Consider the following 20,625-nt stretch of genomic DNA (forward strand, 5'->3'; position numbering starts at 1 on the left):
ATTGTTCTGAATGGGTTTGGGTTCTGTGCAGACTATGACAAAAACCGCCCCCGCCGTAAAGCGAACAAAACGCGCCGGCGGCGGGAACGCCGCGTTCACTTGCGCAGACGGAGACGGTTCATGCGGTAATTCATCATGCGCGGCGAGATGCCGAGTTCGCGCCCCGCCTCGGAGATGTTCCCGTCGCTGCGGTTGAGCGCCTGCGCGATGAGGTCGCGCTCGTAGTTGTCGAGCAGGATGTCGATCAGCGCGCGCCCGTCCGCGTCCTGCGGCAGGTCGCGGTGGATCTTCGGGCGCAGCGACTGCGGCAGATTGTAGTCGTGGACGCAGTCGTCCTGCGCGGTGAGCACGGCGCGCTCCATGCAGTTTTCGAGCTCGCGCACGTTCCCGGGCCACGCGTAGCTCATCAGCGACTTCACCGCCGCGGGCGAAAGCCGCGTGACTTTTTTCCCGTATTTGAGATTCATCTTCCGCATGAAGTGCTCGGCGAGCAGAATGACGTCGCTCTGCCGCTTCGCCAGGTCGGGAACGACGATCGGGAAGATGTTCAGGCGGTAATAAAGGTCTTCGCGGAAGAGCTTCTTTTCCATGAGCTCCTCGAGGTTGCGGCTCGTCGCGGCGAGAAAGCGCACGTCCGAGCGCAGCTCCTCGTTGCTGCCGACGCGCGAAAAGGTCTTTTCCTGCAGAAAGCGCAGCAGCTTCACCTGCGTCTGCAGGGAAAGGTCGCCGATTTCGTCGAGAAAGAGCGTGCCGCCGTCCGCCGCCTCCGCGCGCCCGACGCGCCGCGAAAACGCGCCCGTGAACGCGCCCTTCTCGTGGCCGAAGAGCTCGCTCTCGACGAGGTTTTCCGGAAGCGCCGCGCAGTTCAGCGTGATGAACGGCTTGTCCCTGCGGTTCGATAGTTCGACGAGCGCGCGCGCGATGAGCTCCTTGCCCGTGCCGCTGGAGCCGCGGATGAGCACGGTCGCGTCCGAGGGCGCCACCTGGCGGATCTGGCGGTAGATTTCCTGCATCTCGGGGCTGTTGCCGACGAGCGCGCCCGGCGTTTCGGGGCTGCCGCTGAGCAGGTCGCGCAGCTTGCGGTTTTCGGCGAGCAGCGATTCGCGCTCGGAACGCAGCGCGATGCACTGCGCGGCGGCGTCCGCCGTCATGCCCGCGACGATTTCGAGCAGCGCGACGTCGCGGTCGAGATCGTTCGCCGCGCTCGCCGGGCGGTCGATCGAAAGCGTGCCGATCACCTTTTCGCGGTGAATCAGCGGCACGCACAGAAACGCGACCGGATACGGGTAGCTGTGCGTTCCCGTGCGGTTGAGAAAGCGCGGATCCTTGCGCAGGTCCGGAATGATGTGGCTGCGCCCGGTCTCGGCGACGTGCCCCGTGATGCCCTCGCCGACGCGGTATTGCCCGAGACGCTTCTTCGTCTCGTTCATGCCGCGCGACGCCTCGATTGAAAGCGTGTCGCCGAAGAGCAGCGCGAACGTGCCCCGCAGCATCCCCATGCGCTGTTCGAGAATCGCCAGCACCTTTTCCAAAAGCTCGTTGACGTCCCGCTCGTGAATGAGCACGGAACCCACTTCCTGGATCATGGAAATCTCCGGGGGAATCGTCTGCTTCATGAATTCTTGATGAAAATACGCTTTTCCCGCCTTTTCAAGCCCGAAGCGCGGGAACGCCGCGTTCCCGCGCCGCCCTTTTCGCGTTGCGGGAACGCGGCGGCGCGCTCATAGTTTCGCGCAGAAGTTTATGGCAAATCCTGAAAACGTTTCCAAACCCGTCATCTTAACCGGAGCCCAGCCCACCGGCCGTCTCCACCTCGGAAATTATCTCGGCGCCGTGCGCAACTGGAGCGCCATGCAGGACGACTACGAGTGCTACTTCTTCGTCACCAATCAGCACGCGATTACGCTCCCGAAAGTCCCCGCCGAGCTGCGCAAAAACACGTATTCCTGCCTCGCGCAGTACATGGCGTGCGGGCTCGACCCGGCGAAGAGCCGCCTGTTCGTGCAGAGCCACGTTTACGGGCACAACGAGCTCGCGTGGGTGCTTTCGTGCATCTGCCCGCTCGGCCAGCTCGAGCGCATGACGCAGTTCAAGGACAAGGCGAAGAAGCAGATTTCCGTCAATTCCGGCCTGCTCTTCTACCCGGTGCTGATGGCGGCGGACATCCTGCTCTACAACGCGAACGTCGTTCCCGTCGGCGAAGACCAGAAGCAGCACCTCGAGCTCACGCGCGACCTCGCGGAAAAATTCAACGCGACGTTCTCGCCCACGTTCAACGTGCCCGAGCCCTACATCGGCAAGGCGGGCGCGCGCGTCATGTCGCTGCAGAACCCGACGGCGAAAATGTCCAAATCCGACCCGAACCATCTCGGCACCATCGATCTGATCGACTCCGCCGACGTCGTGCGCAAGAAGATCATGTCCGCCGTGACGGACTCCGAAGGCTCCGTCCGCGCGGACGCGGAAGCGAAGCCCGGCGTGACGAACCTCATTTCGATCTACTCCGCCGTCACGGGCAAGAGCGTTCCCGCGATCGAAGACGAGTTCGCGGGCAAGGGCTACGGCGACTTCAAGAAAGTCGTCGCGGACGCCGTTGTCGCCGAGCTCGATCCCGTGCGCGCGCGCTACGAGGAGCTCGTCGAAGACCGCGCGTATCTGGACGAAGTGCTCAAGGCCGGCGCCGAGGCCGCGCAGAAGACGGCGTGGAAGACGCTCTCGAAAGTCTACCGCAAGGTCGGCTTCCCCGAGCGCGCGCGCTGACGCGCGGGACGTCGGGCGCGGAGCCGTCGCGCCCGGCGGGGCTCCTTTCGCGTTCCCGCCCGAGAACTTTTCAAAATCCTCTTTTCAAAAATCCTAAGCCGCCATGGAACTCTCCACCGAAGAAACTCCCCGAAAAAAATCCTCCGCGCGCCGCGGGAACGCCCGCTGGACGGGCGTCGCCGTGTTCGTCGTCGCCGTCGTCGCCGTGCTGATCTACGTTTCGTCGCAGGAACACGACGCCGTGACACTCGCCCTGCTCTGCCTCGTGCTGCTCGCCGGAGAAATCTTCGCGGCCCTGCAGTGGCACGCCGAGTCCAAACGGCTCGCGGCGGACGAAGCGGCGGGCCCGCTGCTCGAGGCGTTCGACCGGCGCATGCGCCAGTCCTTCGCGAATCAGGAAATCATCCACAAGGAGGTTCACGACGATTTCGAGGCGCTTTCCGCCCGCCTCGCCGCGCTCGAGCGCGCCCTCGCCGACGTCGCGAAAAGCCGCCCCGACGCGCGCGGCGACCTCGACGAAATCGCCGACGAGATCGAAAAGCTGAACGAGCGCGTCGGCGCCCTCGCCGAAGAATTTTCCGAACGCCTCGAAGCGCACGCCCAGTGCGTGCAGGAGCATGTCGACGCCGCGAAGACGCCCGCGCCCGACCTGAAGCCGCTGCGGGAACGCCTCGACGCCGTCGCCGAAACGCAGGACGAAATGCTCGAAAAACTCGACGCGCTCTTCGCCGCGCGCGCCGACGAAAACGAGGAGGACGACGCCATCTTCGAAACCGACGAGCTGCTCGGCGACGAAGCCGACGACGCGGACGCGTTCCCGCTTCCCGAAAACATGCTCGAACGCGCGCGCGAGGCGAACGCCGCGACCGCCGCCTCCGCGGCGGCCAGGCTCATCGCCGACGTTCCCGCGAAGCCGGAAAAATCCGCTCCCGCGACCGTCGTCGTGATCGAGTATTTCCCCGAAGCCGCGAAGCCCGCGGACGTTCCCGCGGAAACCGCCGAAACGCCCGCCGAGCCCGCGCCGGAAAATCCGCCCGCGCCGACGCCCGCCGAGCCGATCGAGACGAGCGTTCCCGCCGAGCCGCGCCGACGCCCCGTCGCCGAGGACGAGCTGCCGCTCATCGAAGACCTGCCGCACACGGCGCTGATTCTCAAGGCGGCGTTCGGCGTCGGCGAGCGCCCGTACCTGCGCGGCAAGGCGCCGGGCCTTTCGCTGAAGAAATCCGTCCCGATGGACTACGCGGGCTCCAATCTCTGGCGCTTCGATTTCGGACCGATGCGCGAGGACGTCGAAATCACGATTTTCCGCAACGACACGAACGAGGCGCTCGACAAGCCGTTCCGCCTGCGCGCGGGCAAGGTGACGACGCTCGCCTTTTCGCCCAACGCCTGAAAAACCCGGCGACGAGCGGCGAACCGCAGACGACGAGATGATGCCGAAAGGACGTTTTTCCGAAGATTTTGTCCGGCGGAATCAGTCGCGCGCCCGCCGGTTCCGCGGCGTCTCGTTCGCGCTTTTCGCGCTCGCGGCGGCGTTCCCGTGCGGCGCGCGCGCGGCGGAGGAAGAACCCGCGGCGGAAACGCCCGAGGCGGAACAGGCGCGCATCGACGCGGCGATCCGCTCCCTGCCGACGATCTACGAGACGCGCACGCGCTTTTTCGACGTTTACGCGGGCGACGTCGCGCGCATGCGCCGCGTCGCCTTCGTCGCCGAACGGCTCGAATCCCAGCTCGCCGCGATTCTGCCGCGACGCCGCGACGCCGACGGCGCGAAGCTTTCCGTCCGCGTCGAGACGGACTCGCGGAGCGCGGCGCTCTTCGAGGTCGGGCGCGACTATCGCCGCAACGCCGCGTGCTCGCTCTTCGCCGACGTGCTGAAGCTCGACGACTACGAAATCGCCTACGCGCTCGCGCAGACGGCGCTCCGCCAATACGGCAAGGAAGTCGGGCTGACGTTCGCGAACGCGCAGCCGCCGCGCTGGGCGGTCTCGGCGCTCGCCGAAGAGACGGCGCTTTCCGGGCGGCACGGCGCGCTGCTGCTTTTCCGCAGACGCTCGCTCGAGCTCGCGCCGCCCTCCCTGTCCGAGCTTTTCGACGCGGCGACGGACGCGCGCGCCGCCGCGTTCCCGCCGGAACGGTTCCGCGCGGGCGCGTTCTGGTTCTACCGCTGGCTGCGCCGCCGCCCGCTCGCCGCCTGGCAGCAGTTCCCGGCGTTTTTCGTCGCCGTGCTGCGCGAGCCCGTCGCGACGGCGTTCCCGCAGAAGAAAAACGCGCCCACGGACGCCGCCGAGCTCGCCTGGCGCACGGCGTATTTCGCCGCGATCGAGCGCGTCCCCGCGGGAACGGAATCGCCCGGCGAATCCGGAAGACGCTTCGCGGAGGCGACGCGCTTCGTCGTCGGAAACGCCGACGGCAAACCCGACGAACGCGTCGGCGCGGACGCGCTCATCGAGCGCCGCGAAGCGCTCGGCGTGAAGAAGCTCGCCTTCGCGCGCCTCGTCGAAATCCGCGAAGCCCTGCCGACGACGAATCCCGTCTGGCACAACGCGTTCGTCGAGCTGGGAATCTTTCTCGAAAAAATCGCCGAGCGCGCGGACGAATCGCGCGAGCTGCGCGAAGGCTCCTCGATTTGGGCGCCGCAGGTCGGCACGCGCGACCGCCGCGAGACCGCCGAGCTACGTGCGCTCTGGGAAAGCGTCGAAAAACGCCGCGCCGAAGCCGAAACCCTGCAGCGGGAAATCCGCGCCCTGCTCGACGCGCCGCCGCCCGCGCCCGACGCGGAAACGCCCCGCTGAAAACGCACGCCGCCATGCCGAAACCGCCTCCGAAAAAATTTCTCCCGCGCGGCGTCCGCATTCTTTTCGAAGACGCCGACCTGCTCGTCGTCGAGAAACCCTGCGGGCTGCTGAGCGTTCCCGCGCGCTACGAGCCGGAACGCAACGCGCTCGCGCTGCTGACGCGCTTCATCCGCAAAGGACAGAGCCGCTCGCGCAAGGAGCTCTTCGCCGTGAACCGACTCGACCGCGAGACGAGCGGCATCCTGCTCTTCGCCAAATCCCTCGCGATGCGGGAACGCATGCACGAACGTTGGGACGCCGTGGAAAAATTCTACGTCGCCGTGCTCGCGGGCGCGCTCCCGCAGGACGAAGGCGAGCTGAAATCCTTTCTCGCGCAGGACGAAAACTACCGCGTGCGTTCCGTGCGCGACGAAACGCTCGGCAAGCTCGCCCGGACGCGCTGGCGCGTGCTCGCGCGCGGGAACGGCTGGACCTGCGTGCGCGCGGAACTGCTCACGGGACGCAAGAATCAGATCCGCGTGCAGTTCGCGGAAATCGGGCACGCCGTGCTCGGCGACCGCTTCTACGGGCACGCTCGAGCGGAACGCCTCGCCCTGCACGCGTGGAAAATCGCCTTCCCGCATCCGCGCACGGGCGCACGCGTCGAACTCGAAAGCCCGCCGCCGGAATTTTTCTCGCGCTTCCTCCCCGCGGAGTGAAATCCGTTCCGCGGGAACGCTAAGAAAACCGCAAAGTCAAAGAGGGGAGAGGCGACATTCTTGTCGCTTCATCGAAATCCTCTTTGCACAAATTTTTTCCCGCGGATTTCGCGGATTCCCGCAGATTTTTTAAAACCGCAAAGTTAAAGGAAGTTTTGGGGAAGCGACATTCCTGTCGCTTTTTTGAAATCCTCCCCGCACAATTTTTTTGCCGCAGATGACACAGATTTCCGCAGATTTTTTAATCCACGAATTGCACGAATTACACGAAAAGGAGGGCAAGCGTCTCGCTTGCCCTCCGAAATCTCCCAAAAACAAACTTCCCTTTAAGCCTTAACCTTTAACCTTTTTATTTCACTTCGCCGTCAGCAGCGTTTTCGGCGGATTCAGATAAACCTTGTCGGCGTTTTCGATACACTTTGCCGCCGCCGCTTCAATTTTATCCAAATACTTCTCCGCCTGAGTCACCACTTCTTTCACCGCCCGACCGCGGGGGGATTTTTTATCCAGCGCGTTTAACTCGCTTTCCATCCCCGTTTTGAACAGGTTACAGGAGGCTGTAACGGCCTCAAAATACCGTTTATAGGCAAAGTTTAACACCCGTTCCGGTTCGGTAGCCTGCCGTGCTTGATCCAACGATACCACATTCAGCCCCAAAAGTTTAGGAGTCGGATGGCCGTAACAATCGGCATCAGGTGCTATCCTTGCCTTCGGCACAAACGCTCGCGGATTGTAAAGCGGGGTCCCCAGGGTGTTTTGCAGGCGATAGGTGACCTCATCCCCCCCCCCCGCAAAATACTCTTTTACCTGTTCGGGTGACCGCGCAATATCCTTTTTACGCGTTTCATACATCTTTTGGGGCTGCACCAAACTTAACGGCCACATATACATGCCGATATACTCGCCCCGTTTCACCCGCTTCATATCCAAACGTGGGACGGGCGACGCCCCCAGGTAATGGATGTTGCGGTTCACCACTTCGGTGAACGCTTTGACATACGCCAAATCATCCCCCTTTAACGACCGCAATGTGGCGTTAGAGGGCGCCACATAGGGGCGCTTTGTTTTGGGGTTCACGGCCGGCGTCTCCATCGGTTCATCCACAAATTTCGTCGCTTTTAATTCAAAAATATCAACAAATAATCCCGCTCTGTTATCAAAAGAAAGATTAATCATATTTGTTCCAACAAATCTACCCACTCCCCGTTTATCAACAACAAATGTGTTGACATCTCCCTCAAAGATCTGATACATGTCCTTATTATGCTCAATTAAATCCTTGAATACTTGCGGCAAGGCTTGGAACTGTGGCTCCTTTTGTATCCGTTTCCACATGGTTTCGGCATCTTCCGGAGACAGGGGATGACGATTTTTATATGTTTTTTCTTTCCAATTGACCGTTTCCCAGTCTACCTCGGCGGGTTGGTTTATTGAGCTCGTTTCCGCATGCGCTTCCACCAAAAAATGAACGAACGGCAAGGCGAACAAAACAAAGATTAGAAGAGATTTTTTCATGGAGGTTTTTCGTTTGTAGGATTTCGAAAATCGGGCCGGCGGGAACACCGCGTTCCCGCGACGAAAACGCCCCGTTTTCGAGTTCGCGCAATTTTGCAAAAAAAAAATGCGCGTCAAGCGCGAACGCGACGACGGGCTTTTCGCGCCCGAAAACGCCTCCGAATCCGCGCCCCCGCGGCGACTTATTCACAGACGGCGCGCGACGGACGCAGGAACGCCATGCGGCGAAAATGCGTCCTCTAAAAATCGGGCGCCTCACGGACGAAGGCAGGAATGCCTTCGCCCCCAAAGGCGGCGTTCCCGCGGAGCTCCGTTTCCCTGCTCCTCCGTTCCTCTGTGTCAAAAGAAGAGCTTAAAGGTTAAAGCTTAAAGGGGAAGTTTGTGCGGGCGGATTTCGCGGGCAAGCGGGACACTTACCCTCCCGTAAAATTCGCGTTCATTCGCGGTTTCAAAAAATCTGCGCCAATACGCGTCGTCTGCGGGAAAAAATTGTGAAAAGAGGATTTCAAAAAGCGACAGGAATGTCGCTTCCCCCCTTTTGACTTCGCGGTCTTTCTTCGCGTTCTTTGCGTTTGAAAAGATTTCCGCGGGCGGATTTCGGCGACGCGGTGGGGGCGCCGCATTCCCGAAACAAAAAGGCCGGAGGGGGAAAATTTCCGCCCTCCGACCTTCAAGCGTTTCGGGTTTCGAACGTCGCGTCACACGCCGAGCATGCCGGTGATGTTGCCGGCGGCGTCGAGGTCGATCGTTTCCGCGCAGGGCGCCTTCGGCAGCGCCGGCATGCGCATGATGTCGCCCGTGAGCGCGACGAGGAAGCCCGCGCCCGCGGCGATTTCGAAATCGCGCACGGTGATCTTGAAGCCGCGCGGGCGGCCGAGCTTGGCGGGATCGTCCGAGAGCGAATTCTGCGTCTTCGCCATGCAGATCATCATCTTGTCTCCGCCCGCGAGCGTGAGCGCGTCGAGCTTCTTCAGCGCCTTCGGGAGAATGACGACGCCGTCCGCGCCGTAGATTTCCTTCGCGATGATCTCGAGCTTCCGCGCGACGGGAACGTCGAGCGGGTAAAGCGGCGCGAACGCCGGCGAAGGCTTTTCGCAGGCTTCGCAGACGAGCTTCGCCAGCTCCGTGCAGCCCGCGCCGCCTTCGGCGAACGAGCCCGCGTAGGCGGCGGGAACGCCCTGCGAGGCGCAGAACTTTTCCACCGCGGCGAATTCCTCCGCCGTGTCCGTCGGGAATTTGTTGAGCGCGACGACGATCGGGCGGCCGAATTTCTTGGCGGATTCGATGTGCGCGCCGAGGTTTTCGAGCCCGCGCTCGACGGCGGCGACGTCCGGCTCGGTGAGTTCCTTGAGCCCCTTGCCGCCGTGCATCTTGAGCGCGCGGATCGTCGCGACGATGACGACGGCGTCGGGCGCGATGCCCGCCGTGCGGCATTTGATGTCGAAGAATTTTTCGCCGCCGAGATCGAACGCGAAGCCCGCCTCGGTGATCGCGTAGTCCGCGTGCGTCAGCGCCATCTTCGTCGCGATGACGGAATTGCAGCCCTGCGCGATGTTGGCGAAGGGGCCGCCGTGCACGAACGCGGGAACGCCCTCGACGCTGGAGACGAGGTTGGGCTTGAGCGCCTCCTTCAAGATCGCCATCAGCGAGCCCGTCACGCCGATTTCCTCGGCGAAGACCGGCTTGTTCTCGGCGTCGAAGCCGACGACCATCCGGTTCAGGCGCGCGCGCAGGTCGTCGTAGTCTTCGGCGAGGCAGAGAATCGCCATGATTTCAGAGGCGACCGTGATGTCGAAGCCGCTTTCGCGCGGCACGCCGTTGCCGGCGCAGCCGACGACGATATTGCGCAGCGCGCGGTCGTTCATGTCCACGACGCGCTTCCACGTGATGCGGCGCGGGTCAAGGCGCGTGTTGCGGAAGTAAAGCTTGTTGTCGATCGCCGCCGCGAGCAGGTTGTGCGCAGACGTGATCGCGTGAAAGTCGCCCGTGAACTGCAGATTGATTTCCGTCGCGGGCTGGACGGTGCTCTTGCCGCCGCCCGTCGCGCCGCCCTTGCGGCCGAAGACGGGCCCCATCGAGGGCTGGCGCAGCGCGAGCGCGACGCTCTTGCCGATGAGCTTCATGCCCTGAGCGAGACCGATGGACGTCGTCGTCTTGCCTTCGCCCGCCGGCGTCGGCGTGATCGCGGAGACGAGGATGAGCTTGCCGCGCTTCGTGCCGCGCTTGAGCTCGTCGAGCGAGATTTTTCCCTTGTCGCGGCCGTAAGGCTCGACCGCGTCGGCGGGGATGCCGAGTTGCTGTGCGAGTGAAAAAATCGGAAGGTTTTCCATAAGTGCCGGCGAGCATAGAAACGGAGCGGCGGGAACGCAAGCGACGATTCGCCGAAACAGATTTTTTCGCGCCCGCGAAGCGCGAGCACGATTTTTTCTGTTGACGAGCTCGCGCTTCCGTGGTTCAATGGTTTTCACATTTCTTTTTTGGGGGTGTAGCTCAATTGGTAGAGCGTCTGCATGGCATGCAGAAGGTCGTCGGTTCGATTCCGATCATCTCCACCATTTTCCTTCCCGAATCGCCCGCAATCCCGCATAAACAAAGGGATTGCGGGCTTTTTCGCGTCTTTCCGCCCTACGCGAAAATGCCCGCGCGGGAACGCCGGGGCGGCTACGCGTCGTCGCGGGCGAGCTCGTCGCGGGCGTTCTTGATCATGAAGTGGAGGCGGTTGAGGACGTTCGCCTCGGAGGTGCCCGAATCGAAGTCGAGGAAGAGCAGGTTCATCTTCGGGTAGAGGCGCTTCACGCGCTTTTCGACGCCTTTCGCCACGATGTGGTTCGCGATGCAGCCGAAGGGCTGCAGCGAGACGGCGTTGTTCACGCCGTGCTCCGCGAACGAGGCGAACTCCGCGGGAATGAGCCAGCCTTCGCCGAACTGCGCCGCGAGGTTCACGATCGCGCCGCCCTTCTTCGCCTTTTCCTCAATGCTCCCGAAGGGCCGGTAGCGGCGGAACGCGCGGCACGCCCAGTCCGCCTTCGCGATCGCGGAGCGCGCGATCATCGAGAACGCGAGCGTGAAGCCCCAGGTGCGCAGCGAGCGGTGCGCGAGGTTGAGCTTCACGTTGATCTTGTTGTTCACGATGTCCTGAATCATGAAGTCCGTGACGTTCGGAATGATCGGCTCCACGCCGTTTTCGACGAGCCACGACACGACGTTCTTGTGCGAGAACGAATTGTATTTGACGAAGATCTCGCCGACGATGCCGATCGCGGGAACGCGTTCCGCGCGCACGGGAACGGCGTCGAACTCCTCCGCCGCGCGGCGCAGCAGGCGGAACATCTCGCTCACGCGGTTCCAGCGCACGCAGGGAATGAGCGCCGCCATGTAGCTGTCGCGCAGCTTCGCCGCCGTTCCCGCGACCTGTTCGCGCACGACGGTCGAGTAGTACATCTGCGAAATGCAGTCGCCGAAGACGATCGCGGAGACGGCGCGCTTGGCGATCTTCGACAGCGAGAAGCGCATGCCCGGCTGGTCGTTGATCGGCGAAGTGCCCACGCCGAGCGCGACGACGGGAACGTCGCCGTAGCCCGCGTTCGCGAGCGCCTTCTTGATGAGCGTGAGGTAGTTCGTCGCGCGGCACTGCCCGCCCGTCTGCGAAATGCCGACGGCGACTTCGTCGCGGTCGTATTTTCCGGAATCGAGCGCCTTGACGATGTCGCCCACGCACAGCGTCGCCGGATAGCAGATTTCGTTGTTGGAATGCTTCAGCCCGTATTCGACGGTCTGCTCGTCGCTCGGCGGGAGCATGACCGCCTTGTAGCCGCAGGATTCGAGCGCGGGCTTGATGATCGGCGAAAGGTAGCCGGAAATGAACGGGTAGAGAATGGTGCGGCGGCGGTCCTCGTCGCGGAAGACGGCGGTGTGCTTCGGCGGCGTCCGGCGCGCGCGCGTTCCCGCGAGCCCGCTCTTGAACTTGAGGCTCTCGATCAGCGAGCGCAGGCGCAGCTTGAGCGAGCCGACGTTGTTCACGTCGTCGATCTTCAGGATCGTGATGTTCTTCCCGCCGCGGCGGAGAATGTCCGAGACCTCGTCGATGATGAACGCGTCGGGCCCGCAGCCGAACGACGTCATCTGCACGTAGTGCACGGAGGCGTCCGCCTCGGCGACGAAGCGCGCCGCCTTGAGGATGCGCGTGACGTAGGTCCACTGCAGCACGCCGTTGATGCCGTCGAGCGCGTCGTCGTCGGAAAAGCGCACGACGTCCTCGGTGACGACGTCCGCGCCGAAGTCCGCCGCCATGTCGGAGATCTTGTGCTGCACGAGCGGGTCCGTGTGGTACGGGCGCCCGGCGAGCAGCAGCGTCATGCGGCCGTTCTTCCGCGCGTTCTCGAGAATGCTCTTCGCCTTGTCGCAGAGCTCGTGCGTGAATTTGCGCTGCGCGTTGAGCGCGACGGAGAACGCCGGCTCGAAGACGTGCTTCGGCACGCCGAGCCCGTGCAGGTATTTGTAGCAGGCGCGGCGGAGCAGCTTTTCGTCGGAAAACGTGACGACGGGCGAATCCAGCGGCACGCCGTATTTTTCGCGCGTCTCCATCGCGGAGGCGATGACCTGCGAATAGCTCGAAACGATCGGGCAGTTGAAGCTGCCGTTCGCCTCCTTGTCCTCCATGCGTTCCCGCACGACGTAGGGCATGAAGATGCGCTCGACCTTGCGGTTCACGAGGTCGAGCACGTGCCCGTGCGTCAGCTTCGCGGGGAAGCAGATGTTGTCGGACATCACGGAATGCAGCCCCTTTTCGTAAAGCGGCATCGTCGAAGTCGCCGAGAGCACGACGTCGAATCCGCACTCGGTCAGCAGCGCGTTCCAGAACGGGAAGTTCTCGAACGCGTTGAGCGCGCGCGGAATCCCGATCCGGCGCTTCGGCGTTCCCGCGGGAACGGTTTTTTCGGAAGACGCGGCGCGCTCCGCGGGAACGGCGCAGCGGCGGAAGATGCGCGAATACTTGAACGCGTACATGTTCTCGCCCTTGCGGAAGTCGCCGCCCTTGTTCGTGAAGATCTTCTCGCACTTGTTCCCGGAATAATACGTGTTCCCGTTGTCGAAAAGGAACTCGCGCACCTGACAGCGGTTCGTGCAGCCCGGGCACGTGAGCTGCTTTTCCTTGTAGGCGTTGTGACGGGCGAGGCGTTCGAGCGGCGTTCCCGCGGCGTCCGCGCCCTCCGTCGCCGCCGCCGAAGCGGACTTCGCGAAATGCTCCGACGCGACGAGCGCGCAGCCGTAGGCGCCCATCAGCTCGGGCATGTTCGTGAAGACGACGGATTTTCCCGTCAGAATCTCGAACGCGCGCACGACCGAGAGATTGCGGAACGTACCGCCCTGCACGACGATATTGTCGCCGAGCTCGGAGACGTCGCGGATCTTCAGCACCTTGTGCAGGCAGTTCTTGACGATGGAGAAGCTCAGCCCCGCCGCGATGTCGGGAACGCCCGCGCCCTCGCGCAGGCACTGCTTGACCTTCGAGTTCATGAACACCGTGCAGCGCGTGCCCAGATCGCACGGCGCCTCGGAGAAGCACGCCATGCGCGCGAACTCCGCCACGGGATGCTTCAGCGACGCCGCGAACGCCTCCACGAACGAGCCGCAGCCCGACGAGCACGCCTCGTTGATTTCGAGCCGGTTGATCGCCTGGTTCTCCACGAAGATCGCCTTCATGTCCTGCCCGCCGATGTCGAGAATGAACGAGACGTCCGGCCTGAACTTGCGCGACGCGCGGTAGTGCGCGATCGTCTCGACGACGCCCTCGTCCAGATTGAACGCGGACTTCACGAGGTCTTCGCCGTAGCCCGTGACGCAGCTGCGCGCGATGCGGATGCGCGTTCCCGCCGCGCGGCACTGCGCGAGCAGCGCGTTCAGCCCTTCCTCGACGGTGCCGAGCGCGTCGCCCTGCGATTTCTTGTAGAAGCGGTAGAGCACGCGTTCCCGCGAGTCGGTGACGACGATCTTCGTCGTCGTCGAGCCCGAGTCGATGCCGAGAAAGCACGGCGAGCCGTCGTGCTCCGCGAGCGGGATTTCCGGAATCACGCCGCCGCGCTTCGCGGCGAACCACGCGTCGAAATCCGCCTCGTCGCGGAACAGTCGCGGGAGCGCTCCCGCGCGCGGCGCGCGGCCGACGGCGTTCTTCTGCGCCGCGACGAGCGCCGGCATTTCCGAAAGCCGCGGGAACGCCTTCGCCGAGTCCTTTTCGCCCGCGCGCCGCGCCGCGTCCGCGCACGCCGTGAGCGCGCAGCCCCACGCGGGAACGATCGCCGCGTTTTCGCAGACGACGCAGTCCTCCTCGCGCAGATTCAGCTCCTCGACGAACGCCCGCCGCAGCGCGGGAATGAACGCGAACGGACCGCCGCAGAAGAACGCCTTGGGCAGAATGTCGAAACCGCGCGCGAGGTTGCCGATGCACTGCAGCGCCACCGCGTGGAAGATCGACGCCGCGATGTCCTCGCGCGAGACGCCGCGCGCGAGCAGGTTCTGAACGTCCGTCTTGGAAAACACGCCGCAGCGCGACGCGATCGGGTGCACCGTCTTCGCCGCGAGCGCGAGGTCGGACAGCTCCGAAACGTCGCGCCCGAGCAGCGTCGCCATCTGGTCGATGAACGCGCCCGTGCCGCCCGCGCAGCTGCCGTTCATGCGAATGTCGGGCGATTTCCCCTCCTCGAAGAAAATCATCTTCGCGTCCTCGCCGCCGATGTCCACGAAGGTCCGGGTGTCCGGATATTTCGCGCGGACGACCTCCGCCGCCGCGACGACCTCCTGCACGAACGGAAAGTTCCCGCGCTCGGCGACGCCCATGCCCGCCGAGCCCGTGACGACGAGATTCACCGCTCCGTCGCCGAGCTTCGCGAGCGCGTTCCCGAATCCGATTTCGAGCGCGCCGAAAATGTCCGCGTGGTGCCGCCGATACTCGGAATGAACGACGTCGCCGTTCCCGTCGGCGAACACCAGCTTCAGCGTCGTCGAACCGACGTCCAGCCCCACATTGTAAATTTTTTCTTCCATAAGAAACGGAAATCGCCCGAAACGCGTTCCCGCGTCATTCCTTCACCTCGATCTTCAGCGCCAGCATCGCGTTGCGGATCACGGTCTTCTTGTGCTGCTCGAGCGTGTCGCGGTAGCGCTCCGGATCGCGGTCCATCAGCGTCGCCTTCAGAATCGGCGAGACCAGAAACGGAAAAATGCACTGCCCGTAAAGCGAGAGGCAGAACGACTGCGCGTCGAAGTTCTTCAGCTTCTGCTTCTTCGCGAACTCGTCGAGGAGCTTCACCGCGTAGGCGATGTTCCCGTGGCGGCTCTCGACCTCAAGAAACAGCTTCGCCATGCCCTCCGGATCGCGGTAGATCTGATTGATGACGAAGTGCGGCGCCAGCGGCGTTCCCGCGAGCAGATCGACGTATTTGTTCACGAAGAGCCGCACCTTCTTCTCCGGCGTCTCGCCCCCGCGGATGATTTCGCCCAGCTGCGGCATGAACTCCTCGATGATGTCCTTGAAGATCGCCTGGAAGAGATTCTCCTTCGTGCGGAAATAATAGTGCAGCGACGGACGGGAAATCCCCGCCTCCGCCGCGATGTCGCTCATCGAAGTCGCCTCCAGGCCCTTCGAAATGAAAACTTTTTTCGCCGCATGAAGAATCTGCGTCTCGGTCTTCGTCTTTCTGTTCATGATTTTTTGAAAAAGGGCGCGTATGACAGCACTGACTGACAACACTGTCAAACTCGAAAGTCCGATTTCGGCGGACGGGAAATCCCTCCGCCGCGACTGGGCGCGCCCATGTTTTTCTGACAGCGTCGCCGCCTCCCCTTTTCGTCTCCCGAATTCGCCCGCGCGACCGCGACGGGGAGCAAAATGCGTTTGCGTTCCCGCGCGGGAACGGCAATGCTTTCGACTCCATTCCAAACACGAAAATGAGTAACGACAATTCTGCGTCACCTCTTTCCACCTGGGCGAAGAACATCGCCCCTTCACCGACTTTGGCGGTCGACGCCAAGGCAAAAGCCCTCAAGGCGGCGGGCAAGGACGTCTGCGGATTCGGCGCCGGCGAGCCGGATTTCGACACGCCGCAGTTCATCCGCGAGGCCTGCGCCAAGGCGCTCGCCGAAGGCAAGACGCGCTACGTGCCCACGCCGGGCATTCCCGCCCTGCGCAAGGCGATCGCGGCGGACTACGCGGCGCGCGGCTTCCGCGGCGTGGACGAGACCTGCGTCGTCGTCAGCCCCGGCGGAAAAATGTCGTGCTATCTTTCGATTCTGGCGCTCGTCAGCCCGGGCGACGAAGTCGTCATTCCCGCGCCGTATTGGGTGAGTTATCCGGAGATGGTCAAGCTCGCCGGCGGGAGCGTGAAGGTCGTCCCGACGACGGACGCGACGGGCTTCAAGATGTCCGCCGAACAGCTCCGCGCGGCGATCACGCCGAAGACGAAGCTGCTCGTCCTCACGTCGCCGTCGAATCCGACGGGCGCGGTTTACACGCGCGCGGAACTCGAGGCGCTCGTGAACGTCGCCGTCGAGGCGGGCATCTACGTGCTTTCCGACGAAATCTACGGCGCGCTCACCTACGACGGCGCGGAATTCGTTTCGCCCGCGACGTTCTCGGACGCGGCGGCGGAGCGCGTCGTCACGGCGTCGGGCTTCGCGAAGGCCTACGCGATGACGGGCTGGCGTCTCGGCATCGTCGTCGCGCCGAAGCCGATCGCGGGCGCGATCGCGAAGCTGCAGAGCCAGATGTCCTCGAACTGCACGACGTTCGCGCAGTACGGCGCGCTCGCGGTCTATGAGCAACCCGAACTCGCGAAGGCCGCCGTGGCGGAAATGCTCTCGCACTTCGACCGTCGCCGCAAGATGCTCTGCGACGCGCTGAACGCGATTCCGGGCGTTTCGTGCTACCGCTCTCAGGGCGCGTTTTATCTGTTCCCGAACATCGCCTCGTTCGGCATGTCCTCGACGGAATTCGCGGAAAAGCTCCTCGAAGAAGAGCTCGTCGCCGTCGTTCCCGGCTCGGCGTTCGGCGCGGAAGGCTACATGCGTCTCAGCTACGCGACCGCGGACGAAACCATCAAAAAAGGCGTCGAGCGCATCGCGCGTTTCTGCGCGCGGCACGCGAAGTGAGCGGACGCTCGTCCGAAGGCCGCGGGACGCCCGCGAAGGCGCAGCCCTTCGTCGTTCCCGCGGCCGCCGGCGCGCCCGCGACGATTCCCTTTTCTTTTTCCCCTCAAATTTTCAACCGTTCAAACTTTTCAAAAAAATGGCAGGCGTAGGCAAACTCCTCAAACAGGCTCAGAAAATGCAGAAGAAGATCGAAGAAGCGACCCAGGCGCTCTTCGACGAAAAGATCGAAGTCTCTTACGGCGGCGGCGCGGTGAAGCTCGTGATGAACGGGCACAGCGAGCTGAAGTCGCTCGAGCTCGACCCGGAATTTCTCAAGGAAGACAAGGCCGCCGTCGAGACCGCGCTGCTCGCGGCGTTCACGGAAGCGACCGAAAAGGCGAAGGCGCTCAACAAGGAACGCATGCAGGCGGCGACCGCGGGCTTCACGCTCGGCGGCATGGGCATGTGATCTTCCCCGCATGTCCCTCTTCGACGACGCGCGCGCGGAACTGAAAAAGCTCCCCGGACTCGGCTTCCGATCCGCGGAACGCATCGCGTTGCACCTGCTCGTCGAGCATCCGGAGGCGCTCCCGCCGCTGCTCACGGCGCTCGCCGAAGCCGCGCGCAAGATCACGCGCTGCCGGCTCTGCGGCAATCTCGCCGAGGGCGGCGAAGACGCGCTCTGCCCGATCTGCGCGGACGCGCGGCGCGACCCGTCGCGGCTCTGCGTCGTCGAGCACGTGCCCGACCTGATGGCTCTCGAGCGCGCCGGCGCGCACGACGGGCTTTACTGCGTGCTGCACGGGCGCCTTTCGCCGATCCGCGGCGTCGGCCCCGAACAGCTCAACTTCAAGGCGCTGGAGGCGCGCCTCGCCGACGGGAACGTCGAGGAAATCATCCTCGCGCTCTCCAACGACATCGAGGGCGAGGCGACCTGCCACTACATCCGCGAGACGCTGCTGAGCGCGTTCCCGCAGGTGAAGGTTTCGCGCATCGGCTTCGGCCTGCCCTCGGGCGCGACGCTGAATTTCGCCGATTCCGCCACGCTGAAGAACGCGCTCGATTCGCGCAGAAACTTCTGACCCCGCGGACGCGATGACGGAACGGCTCGAAAAATACTGGCTCGAAAAAGCCCGCACCGCGCTCGGCGTTCCCGCGACGGAAAGCGACGAAAGCGTCCTCGAAAAAATCCGCCCGCGCGTCGCCGAGCTCAGCGATCTCTTCACGACGGAACGCCCCGAGCGCTTCCGCGACTACATGAGCGACCCGCGTCTGCTCGCCGCCTACGGGCTTTTCTTTTTCCCGCAGAGCTTCGCGCGGGCGAGCTTCGCGGCGCGACGTCTTCTCGGTTTCTGCGCGCGCGTTCCCGCGCCGGGAGACGCGCCGATCCGCGTGCTCGACCTCGGCAGCGGCGCCGCGCCGACGGGCCTCGCCTTCGCCGCCGCGCTGCGGGAACGCTTTCCGGAACGCGCGGTCGAGCTCGTCGCCGCCGACCGTTCCCGCGCCGCGCTCGACGCGATTCCCGCCTCGCTTTTCGACGGCGTCCGCGTCCGCGCCGAAGCCGCCGACCTCAAGAATTTCCCGTGCCCGCGCGGCGCGTTCGACTTCGTCACGCTGGGCTGGTCGCTGAACGAAATCGTTCCCGCGGACGACGACTTTTCCGGCGAAAAGGCGCTCGCCTACCTGAAGCGGCTCGCCGCCGCGCTCGCGCCGACGGGAACGCTCGTCGTGCTCGAGCCCGCGCTGAAGACGACGACGGAGCGCCTCCAGCGCGTCGGCGACCGTTTCGCGGCGACGCCGGGACAGCCGCTTTTCCGCGTCGCGCCCGAGCTCGGCGACCACGCCGACCCGCTGCTCGCCGAAGGCGGCGAAACCTGGAACCACGAAGTGCGCCGCTGGACGCCGCCTCCCGCGCTCGAATTCATCAACCGCAGGCTTTTCCGCGAAATCCAGGTCGTCAAGTTCTCCTGGTGCGCTCTCGGCGCGGCGCCGCTCCTCCTTCCCGAACCGCCCGCGGGAGCGCCGTTCCTGCTCCGCCTCGTCTCGCCGATGGAAATCACGAAGCCCGCGCTGCGCTTCGTCGGCGTGACGCCCGACGGCAGAAAAATCCGCGTCGAAATTCCCGCGCGCGGGCTCCCGAAAAGCGAACGCAAACGCTTCGCGGAATCCTGGGAACGCGGCGACGTCGCCGCGCCCGCGGGAACGCTCTCCGAACTCGGCGAGCCCGGACATTTCCGCTTTTCGGGAACGCTGATCAAAATCGCCTGAACCTCAAAAATTTTCCGCCGCCGTGACGCCGCCTTCCAAAAACGCTTCGACGCGAGATTCGCGGGCCCGCCGCCTCGGAATCGCCCTGCTCGTCGGCTTCGTCGTTCTGCTCGCGTTCGTCGCGCAGACGTGGTTCGTCACGGCCTACCGCGCGCGCGAACGCTTCGCGCTGTATTTCCCGCAGACGATTCAGGGGCTTTCCGTCGGCGCCAACGTGCTCGCCGACGGCAGAAAAATCGGCCAGGTCGAATCCGTCGAGCTGCGCAGTCTCGAACGCGACGGCGTCGCGACGCACTGCGCGCTCGTCACGATCTTCGTCGACGTCCGCCGCGTCATGCCGCGCGCGCCAGCGTCGATGAGCCGCGGCGACGTCCGCGAACGCCTCGACCGCGCCGTCGAAGCCGGTCTTCGCGCGCGCCTGCTGATGCCGTCGCCGCTCGCCAACGGCCTCTGCATCGAGCTTTTTCTGGACAAATCGAAGCCCGTGCGGCTCGTCCACGACGCCGGCAACGACGTGCCCGAAATTCCGACGATTCCGGGCTCGATCACGGAAATCGTGGACGGTGTCAACGCCTTTTTCGAAAAATACAGGCCCGATGAAATCCCGCGCCGCTTCGAGGACGCGAAAAGGCAGCTGCGCGAAATCGAAGACGCCTTCGACGCCGCCTCCGTCGCGGACGCCGACGCCGCCCTGCTCCGCGCCTTCGAAAATCTGAACCGGGCGCTCGACCCCGACCTCGCGGCACGCCGCGTGAAGGCGCTCGACGACGCGCTCGCCGCCCTCGCGGACGCGCTCGAAAGCGGCGAAGGCGATTCCGCCGCGCTCCGCGAAGCCGCGGAAACGGCTCTGCGGGATTTTTCCGGACAGCTCCGCGACGCCGCCGAAGCCTTCCGCGCGGCGACGGATTCGCTCGACGGCGAAGCGCTGCGCAAGATCGAGACCGCCCTGCGCGACCTCCGCGAAACCTTGGCGCCGCTCCGCCGCGAAATCCCGTGACCCCGCGGACGCGCCTTTTCAGCGCTCGGCGAAGGGATTGCGGAGAAGGAGGGACGTCGGCCTGCCGTCGGTGAGGACGAGCGGGAAGCCGACCCAAAGGTATTTTTCGCCGCGCGGGAAATCGCTTATCGCGGGAACGTTCCCGTCCGCGTCCGGCGGCTGCAGGCGCGCGACGACGCGGTTGTTCCCGTCCACGAGAACGGCGACGAAGGGCTGCGGGAACGGCATCGGCGCGGGAACGCCGTCGGCGGATTTCTTCTCGGCGTGCGCGTATTCGATTTTGAGGCGCAGCGGCGCGCCGGGCGTCCGCAGCTCGGCTTCGTCGTTCACGACGCGCGCGCGCAGCACGCCGCCCGCGTCCGTGCGGGCGATGCTCGCCATGTCCACCGCGTCGCGGAACGAGGCGAAGAACGCGAACGCCGCGGCGGCGGCAACGAGAATCCAAAGCGCGAGACGTTTCACGGCG

Annotated in this window: 15 protein-coding genes and 1 tRNA gene; 10 read left to right on the forward strand and 6 right to left on the reverse strand. The window is 64.2% G+C overall.

What is annotated here, in order from left to right:
* Positions 1 to 95: 95 nt before the first annotated feature.
* The gene (locus tag ACQREB_RS01075; RefSeq protein WP_427764236.1) at positions 96 to 1,616 is read right to left on the reverse strand and encodes a sigma-54-dependent Fis family transcriptional regulator; all 1,521 of its coding nucleotides are present in this window, start codon (positions 1,614 to 1,616) and stop codon (positions 96 to 98) included.
* Positions 1,617 to 1,743: 127 nt separating this feature from the next.
* Here ACQREB_RS01075 and trpS point away from each other — a divergent pair, with 127 nt between their 5' ends.
* The 4 genes from trpS (at position 1,744) to ACQREB_RS01095 (ending at position 6,256) form a co-directional block, all read left to right on the forward strand.
* Complete coding sequence (gene trpS / locus ACQREB_RS01080; protein WP_427764238.1) at positions 1,744 to 2,760, forward strand: tryptophan--tRNA ligase; 1,017 nt, start codon at positions 1,744 to 1,746, stop codon at positions 2,758 to 2,760.
* 103 nt (positions 2,761 to 2,863) lie between these two features.
* Positions 2,864 to 4,153 carry a hypothetical protein gene (locus ACQREB_RS01085; RefSeq protein WP_427764239.1) on the forward strand — a complete coding sequence of 430 codons (1,290 nt, stop codon included), beginning with the start codon at positions 2,864 to 2,866 and terminating at the stop codon, positions 4,151 to 4,153.
* Positions 4,154 to 4,190: 37 nt separating this feature from the next.
* The gene (locus ACQREB_RS01090; protein ID WP_427764241.1) at positions 4,191 to 5,555 is read left to right on the forward strand and encodes a hypothetical protein; all 1,365 of its coding nucleotides are present in this window, start codon (positions 4,191 to 4,193) and stop codon (positions 5,553 to 5,555) included.
* A gap of 14 nt (positions 5,556 to 5,569) precedes the next feature.
* The gene (locus ACQREB_RS01095) at positions 5,570 to 6,256 is read left to right on the forward strand and encodes an RluA family pseudouridine synthase (RefSeq protein ID WP_427764244.1); all 687 of its coding nucleotides are present in this window, start codon (positions 5,570 to 5,572) and stop codon (positions 6,254 to 6,256) included.
* A gap of 354 nt (positions 6,257 to 6,610) precedes the next feature.
* Here the strand turns inward: ACQREB_RS01095 and ACQREB_RS01100 are convergent, their stop codons facing one another.
* The gene (locus ACQREB_RS01100) at positions 6,611 to 7,771 is read right to left on the reverse strand and encodes a hypothetical protein (protein WP_427764246.1); all 1,161 of its coding nucleotides are present in this window, start codon (positions 7,769 to 7,771) and stop codon (positions 6,611 to 6,613) included.
* 698 nt (positions 7,772 to 8,469) lie between these two features.
* Positions 8,470 to 10,101 carry a formate--tetrahydrofolate ligase gene (locus ACQREB_RS01105; RefSeq protein WP_427764248.1) on the reverse strand — a complete coding sequence of 544 codons (1,632 nt, stop codon included), beginning with the start codon at positions 10,099 to 10,101 and terminating at the stop codon, positions 8,470 to 8,472.
* A 149-nt stretch (positions 10,102 to 10,250) separates the two neighbouring features.
* Between ACQREB_RS01105 and ACQREB_RS01110 the strand changes: the two genes are divergently transcribed.
* Positions 10,251 to 10,326: transfer RNA gene (locus tag ACQREB_RS01110), tRNA-Ala, on the forward strand.
* A 106-nt stretch (positions 10,327 to 10,432) separates the two neighbouring features.
* Here the strand turns inward: ACQREB_RS01110 and ACQREB_RS01115 are convergent.
* Positions 10,433 to 14,812, reverse strand: a complete 4,380-nt coding sequence (locus ACQREB_RS01115; protein WP_427764250.1) for an acyl-CoA dehydratase activase-related protein — start codon at positions 14,810 to 14,812, stop codon at positions 10,433 to 10,435.
* 34 nt (positions 14,813 to 14,846) lie between these two features.
* Positions 14,847 to 15,473, reverse strand: coding sequence for a TetR/AcrR family transcriptional regulator (locus ACQREB_RS01120; RefSeq protein ID WP_427764252.1), 627 nt, complete (start codon positions 15,471 to 15,473; stop codon positions 14,847 to 14,849).
* Positions 15,474 to 15,715: 242 nt separating this feature from the next.
* On the opposite strand from ACQREB_RS01120, the gene ACQREB_RS01125 reads away from it, so the two are divergent.
* The 5 genes from ACQREB_RS01125 (at position 15,716) to ACQREB_RS01145 (ending at position 20,159) form a co-directional block, all read left to right on the forward strand.
* Positions 15,716 to 16,915 carry a pyridoxal phosphate-dependent aminotransferase gene (locus ACQREB_RS01125; protein WP_427764255.1) on the forward strand — a complete coding sequence of 400 codons (1,200 nt, stop codon included), beginning with the start codon at positions 15,716 to 15,718 and terminating at the stop codon, positions 16,913 to 16,915.
* A 136-nt stretch (positions 16,916 to 17,051) separates the two neighbouring features.
* Positions 17,052 to 17,363, forward strand: coding sequence for a YbaB/EbfC family nucleoid-associated protein (locus ACQREB_RS01130; protein ID WP_427764258.1), 312 nt, complete (start codon positions 17,052 to 17,054; stop codon positions 17,361 to 17,363).
* A gap of 10 nt (positions 17,364 to 17,373) precedes the next feature.
* Positions 17,374 to 17,976, forward strand: a complete 603-nt coding sequence (gene recR, locus ACQREB_RS01135) for a recombination mediator RecR (protein WP_427764260.1) — start codon at positions 17,374 to 17,376, stop codon at positions 17,974 to 17,976.
* Between the two features lie 13 nt (positions 17,977 to 17,989).
* Entirely contained in the window at positions 17,990 to 19,162 is a 1,173-nt protein-coding gene (locus ACQREB_RS01140; protein ID WP_427764262.1) for a methyltransferase domain-containing protein, read from the forward strand.
* Between the two features lie 22 nt (positions 19,163 to 19,184).
* On the forward strand, positions 19,185 to 20,159 hold the full coding sequence (locus ACQREB_RS01145; protein WP_427764265.1) for a hypothetical protein: 975 nt from the start codon (positions 19,185 to 19,187) through the stop codon (positions 20,157 to 20,159).
* 18 nt (positions 20,160 to 20,177) lie between these two features.
* Here ACQREB_RS01145 and ACQREB_RS01150 read toward each other — a convergent pair whose 3' ends face one another.
* A complete protein-coding gene (locus ACQREB_RS01150; protein WP_427764268.1) occupies positions 20,178 to 20,621 on the reverse strand; it encodes a hypothetical protein in 444 nt (147 codons plus the stop codon).
* Positions 20,622 to 20,625: the final 4 nt, after the last annotated feature.

Source organism: Candidatus Spyradosoma sp. SGI.093 (genome assembly GCF_050314555.1).
GTDB lineage: Bacteria > Verrucomicrobiota > Verrucomicrobiia > Opitutales > UBA953 > Spyradosoma.